We start from the raw sequence: 4,987 nt of genomic DNA on the forward strand, positions 1-4,987 counted from the left end.
CCAAAGCGCGCTGGATCTCGGCGTACCCTTGTCTATGATTACGGAATCCGTATTCTCCCGTTTCCTGTCTGCGATGAAAGACGAGCGTGTGGCGGCTAGCAAAATCCTGAACGGACCTGCAACTGAAGCATTCTCCGGTGACAAAAAAGCGTTCATCGAGAATGTGCGCAAAGCGCTGTTTGCAAGTAAAATAGTATCCTACGCGCAAGGCTTTGCCCAAATGCGTGCAGCTTCCGACGAGTACGGCTGGGATCTGAAATACGGCAACATCGCGATGATCTTCCGTGGTGGTTGTATCATCCGTTCGCAGTTCCTGCAAAACATTAAAGAAGCGTATGACAAAGATGCAGCGCTGAAAAACCTGCTTCTGGATCCATACTTCCAAAACATTGTTGAATCCTACCAAGGTGCATGGCGTGAAGTTGTGGCTGCTGCGGTAACTCAAGGGGTTCCGGTTCCTGGATTCTCCAGTGCATTGTCCTACTACGATAGCTACCGCACAGAGCGTTTGCCTGCGAATCTGTTGCAAGCACAACGTGACTACTTCGGTGCTCATACGTTCAAACGTCTGGACAAAGAAGGCAGCTTCCACCACAACTGGATGGAATAGCAGATATACGGGAGTCGGCGAGATGTGGCTAATGCGTCCTGAATGAGGAGCCTTGGCCTGTTGAAAGGCTCAAGAGAGGCTTGGAGATCCGGTTAATGCCGATCTCCGAGCCTCTCTTTTTTTACCGCGGTGTGTGTATGGTAGTGTATGTTTGAGAGCAGATGGGGCTGATCTTCCCTAACGAACATACGACGCTCTATTTCGAGAATATGAGACATTTCTATGTTTTAACGAACTCAGGAGGTTTTATTTTGATTTTTTTTGTAGCGAAGGTAGGCTGTTTGATGGTGTTTTTGTGTAATAAGCTTGCTGAGTTTCGTTAGAAAACCACATTGCCTATATTTCGAAAATAAGCTCATCTGAGTTCGTTAGAACTCTGTGGAGTAAACGGACATGCTTTGAGATGCCTTGAAAGTGCTTGCGACTGCTGGGAGGAAAGTCGGGATTAGGATGGCCTTCCCCAGTCCGCAGGGCTGTGTTATGATAGGACAAAAGTGCTCACGAATTGCTTGAATTAAAGGAGTGTACACCTTGAGCAAGTCTAATAATATTATTCTCATCGGCATGATGGGAACTGGCAAATCAACCGTCGCTGACATGCTCGCCCGAGAGCTGGGTTACCGACTGATTGATGTGGACGCTGCGGTGGAGAAAGAGGAAGGCTGTACGATTCCTGAGTTGTTCACAGGCAAGGGAGAGACGTATTTCCGAGATGCCGAGAGCCGCATGCTGTGCTCGGTGCTGGAGAAGAAGTCGCAGGTAATTGCAACCGGAGGCGGTGTAGTTCTGCGTTCCGACAACTGTGATGTCATGTCGAAGAACGGCTGGGTGGTTGCCCTGACTGCTGATCCGGCAGTGATAGTAGAACGCGTCAGCGGTTGTGAGAACCGTCCGCTTTTGGCAGGCAATGCGAAGGAACGCATTCAGACCATTATGCAGGAACGGAAGGATGCATACCGGTTTGCGCATTACACGGTGGATACAACCGAGTTATCCGCTTCTGAAGTGACTCGTTTAATTTTAGCGCATTACCGCGTCTAAGCTTGTAATCATTTCATTTTCTCTTCAGTAAGTGTATGGATGGACTGTGCACATGAGTGAAGGGTTGATGCATGGAGAGGGATACATTTCGGATGTGGAAGAAGATAACCGAAGGAGTTAAAGTGGTGAATGGAGCCGTGTAATTCTGGCGGATAGATGTGAAAAACGGGCCGATTGGCCCGTTTGACTGACTGAAAGGATCAGGATGTACAGTGGTTATGATGAACTGCCGATTGCAGCTACCCTAACGCTTTTACCCCGATCCTGATGTTTTTTAGTCTTCCTGCTGCCATTGCAGCATGCCGCCAACCATATTGGTGCAGCCATCATATCCGAGCTGTTGCAAATACTCGCAGGCCCGCTCGCTACGGTAACCACTGCGGCAGATCAGAACAATCTCACCGGACTTTTGAATTTCGGACAGTCTGTCCGGAATCTGTCCAAGCGGGATATGTTTCGCTCCCTCGATCATGCCTTGTGCGACTTCATCGTCCTCACGGACGTCTATCATCTGCAGCTTCTCTCCCGCCTGCAAACGGCGACGCAGCTCAGAAGGTTCAATTTCAGCAATTTGTGTCATATTCAGGTCCTCTTTTCTGTATGGACTTAACGCCTATAATGATACCCAAGCGATGTATGGAATGTCAATTTGGCAGTACAGCATCACCACATGTATCCTGAATCAAATACGTTACAGATTCATCTAACGAAGCACATTATATCAATGAAGGAGAATTTCATCCATGGACGTTATCGTTAAACCGACCCCATCCCTGAACGGGGAAATTGGAGCTTTGTCTTCCAAAAACTACACTACACGCTACTTACTAGCTGCTGCGCTGGCAGAAGGAACGAGTACAATCCATTACCCCGCTCATAGTGAAGATAGTGACGCTATGCGCAGATGTATTCGTGATCTTGGAGCGGTGCTTGAAGAAGATGACAGCAAAATCGTCATCCAGGGCTTCGGCAGCCATCCACGTGATGTGCGTGAATTGAATGTAGGCAATGCGGGGGCAGTACTCCGTTTCCTGATGGGAGTAACTGCACTTTGTCCTGAGGTTACGTTTGTGAATACGTACCCGGATTCTCTTGGCAAACGCCCGCATGATGACCTGATCGATGCACTTGGTCAGCTTGGTGTTGAAGTGCAGCACGAACAAGGGCGCTTGCCAATCACGATCAAAGGTGGCCAGGCCAAGGGTGGGCATATCCGTGTATCCGGATCGGTCAGCTCCCAGTATTTGAGCGCGTTACTGTTTGTGACCCCACTCCTGGCAGAAGACAGCACAATTGAAGTATTGAACGACCTGAAATCCAAAGTGGTCATTGGTCAGACGCTGGAAGTACTGGAACAGGCGGGCATCGTCATTCATGCCAGTGATGATTACATGTCCTTCCGCGTACCTGGTGGTCAAGCCTATAAACCACAAACATATACGGTTCAAGGAGACTATCCTGGTTCAGCAGCTGTTCTCGCGGCCGCGGCTGTCACCCAATCGGATGTTAAAATTTTGCGATTGATGGAACAGAGCAAACAAGGTGAACGTGCCATTGTTGACGTTCTGCGCATGATGGAAGTACCGTTGACTCACGAGAATGATGTGGTACACGTTCAAGGTAACGGTACATTGAAAGCCGTGGAATTCGACGGAGATGCCGCTACGGACGCGGTTTTGGCGATGGTAGCGGCGGCTGTGTTTGCGGAAGGCACTTCTCGGTTCTATAATGTAGAGAACTTACGTTACAAGGAATGTGACCGAATTACGGATTATTTGAACGAACTGCGGAAGGCAGGAGCCAACGTAGAAGAACGTCAAGCCGAAATTATCGTACATGGTCGTCCGGAAGGCGTTGAAGGCGGCGTTGAGATCAACGCTCACTACGATCATCGCGTAATTATGGCACTGACCGTTGTCGGTCTGCGTTCCAAAGAACCGCTTCGTATTCGGGATGCACACCATGTAGCGAAGTCTTATCCGCAATATTTCGATCATTTGCAGGCGCTTGGCGCCTCGGTTCAATGGGTAAAAGAGTAAAATAACACGTTAAGCAGAAAAGGATGGTGCTTGAACATGGAATTTAACAATCCTACTCGTGAAGAAATTGGACAACTTTTGCGCAAGGCAGGCAACATCGCAGTCGTCGGCTTATCGGACAAATCAGATCGCACTTCCTATATGGTAGCGGAAGCCATGCAAAGCAGAGGGTATCGCATCATCCCGGTAAATCCACAGGTACAAGGTGAGATTCTCGGTGAGACGGTATATGCGACCCTCGCGGATATCCCTGAGCCGGTAGATATCGTGAACGTATTCCGGCGCGATGAATATTGCGCGGATGTGGCTCGTGAAGCTGCGGCGATCAAAGCGAATGTATTGTGGCTTCAGCTTGGTATCCACAGTGATGAAGCTGTACAGATTGCTGCTGAGAACGGCATGACAGCAGTGACGAATCGTTGTATCAAGGTAGAGGATTCCATCGTTCTGCGCGGTGCTGGACGCGGTTAAATCTCGATCAATAAAAAATCCCTTCAACGTTGAGTTGAAGGGATTTTTTATGTTGTATAATTGAAAAATAAAATATACTTTTCAGATTAGAGGATCGAATGAATTAAAATTAAAGAGGTGTACCGCTCCATTTAGTCATTGGGCGACCAAGGAAGTACGCTCCTTTTTGTCATGCCTGGAGAGAGAGAAAACCAAATTGCCAACAGGTTACTGTTTTGCTTTGACAAAACGTTGCGTAAAGCTTACCATCTAGGATAGAAAGGAGAGGTCGCCATGAATTGGCTCGGATCCTTGCAGCAGCTCGGACGAGCGGTAATGCTGCCTACAATGGTCCTGCCCGCCGCCGCAATTTTGCTGAGTGTTGGCAGTTTGCCCTGGGACGCCTGGGGATTGAAAGTTGTTGGTGAAGTGTCTACCGTGGCCGGACACGGTATTTTTTATTTTTTGCCGTATTTGTTTGCTGTCGGCGTAGCGCTGGGACTCTCCAACCAGGCCGGACAAGCGGGACTCGCCGCTCTGGCTGGTATTGTGATATATGATCAGGTGACTCGCAACTTCGGGGATGGCACCGTTCAACCTGCTTCCTTAATCGGAATTATTCTCGGCGCACTTGCCGGGGTGACGCATAATCGCTTCAAAAGTATTAAACTGCCAGAAATCTTACAGTTTTTCGGTGGTTCCAGGTTTGTTTTGCTCATTGTTGGACTCTGCTCGGCACTGTTCTCCTTCTTTATGTTATGGATTGCACCCATTCTGCAACATGGATTAAACGCCATCGCCACCTGGGAATACAGTCTCGGCGGTTTTGGGCTGTTCATTTATGGGG

Annotated in this window: 5 protein-coding genes and 1 pseudogene; 5 read left to right on the forward strand and 1 reads right to left on the reverse strand. The window is 48.7% G+C overall.

Translation table 11 applies throughout. From position 1 onward, the window contains the following. A pseudogene (locus AMS66_RS34245) lies at nt 1-610 on the forward strand (NADP-dependent phosphogluconate dehydrogenase); the annotation flags it as partial. Nucleotides 611-1,141: 531 nt separating this feature from the next. Continuing rightward, nucleotides 1,142-1,651, forward strand: a complete 510-nt coding sequence (locus AMS66_RS30070) for a shikimate kinase (protein WP_236703685.1) — start codon at nt 1,142-1,144, stop codon at nt 1,649-1,651. A gap of 274 nt (nt 1,652-1,925) precedes the next feature. Here AMS66_RS30070 and AMS66_RS30075 read toward each other — a convergent pair whose 3' ends face one another. Continuing rightward, the gene (locus tag AMS66_RS30075) at nt 1,926-2,231 is read right to left on the reverse strand and encodes a rhodanese-like domain-containing protein (RefSeq protein WP_024631157.1); all 306 of its coding nucleotides are present in this window, start codon (nt 2,229-2,231) and stop codon (nt 1,926-1,928) included. Between the two features lie 163 nt (nt 2,232-2,394). Here AMS66_RS30075 and aroA point away from each other — a divergent pair, with 163 nt between their 5' ends. From aroA to AMS66_RS34250, 3 genes are all read left to right on the forward strand, one after another. Continuing rightward, nucleotides 2,395-3,690, forward strand: a complete 1,296-nt coding sequence (gene aroA, locus AMS66_RS30080; RefSeq protein WP_053784276.1) for a 3-phosphoshikimate 1-carboxyvinyltransferase — start codon at nt 2,395-2,397, stop codon at nt 3,688-3,690. 36 nt (nt 3,691-3,726) lie between these two features. Further along, a complete protein-coding gene (locus AMS66_RS30085) occupies nt 3,727-4,161 on the forward strand; it encodes a CoA-binding protein (RefSeq protein ID WP_053784277.1) in 435 nt (144 codons plus the stop codon). Between the two features lie 273 nt (nt 4,162-4,434). Continuing rightward, on the forward strand, nt 4,435-4,987 hold a 553-nt coding region (locus AMS66_RS34250; protein ID WP_236703687.1), incomplete at its 3' end, for a PTS transporter subunit EIIC.

Origin of the sequence: Paenibacillus xylanivorans, from assembly GCF_001280595.1 — a bacterium.
In the GTDB taxonomy this organism is placed as follows: domain Bacteria; phylum Bacillota; class Bacilli; order Paenibacillales; family Paenibacillaceae; genus Paenibacillus; species Paenibacillus xylanivorans.

Excerpts from the sequence above, each read along its gene's own strand:
- AMS66_RS30075 (WP_024631157.1), bottom strand. The coding sequence starts at position 2,231 with ATGACACAAATTGCTGAAATTGAACCTTCTGAGCTGCGTCGCCGTTTG.
- aroA (WP_053784276.1), top strand. The coding sequence starts at position 2,395 with ATGGACGTTATCGTTAAACCGACCCCATCCCTGAACGGGGAAATTGGA.
- AMS66_RS30085 (WP_053784277.1), top strand. The coding sequence starts at position 3,727 with ATGGAATTTAACAATCCTACTCGTGAAGAAATTGGACAACTTTTGCGC.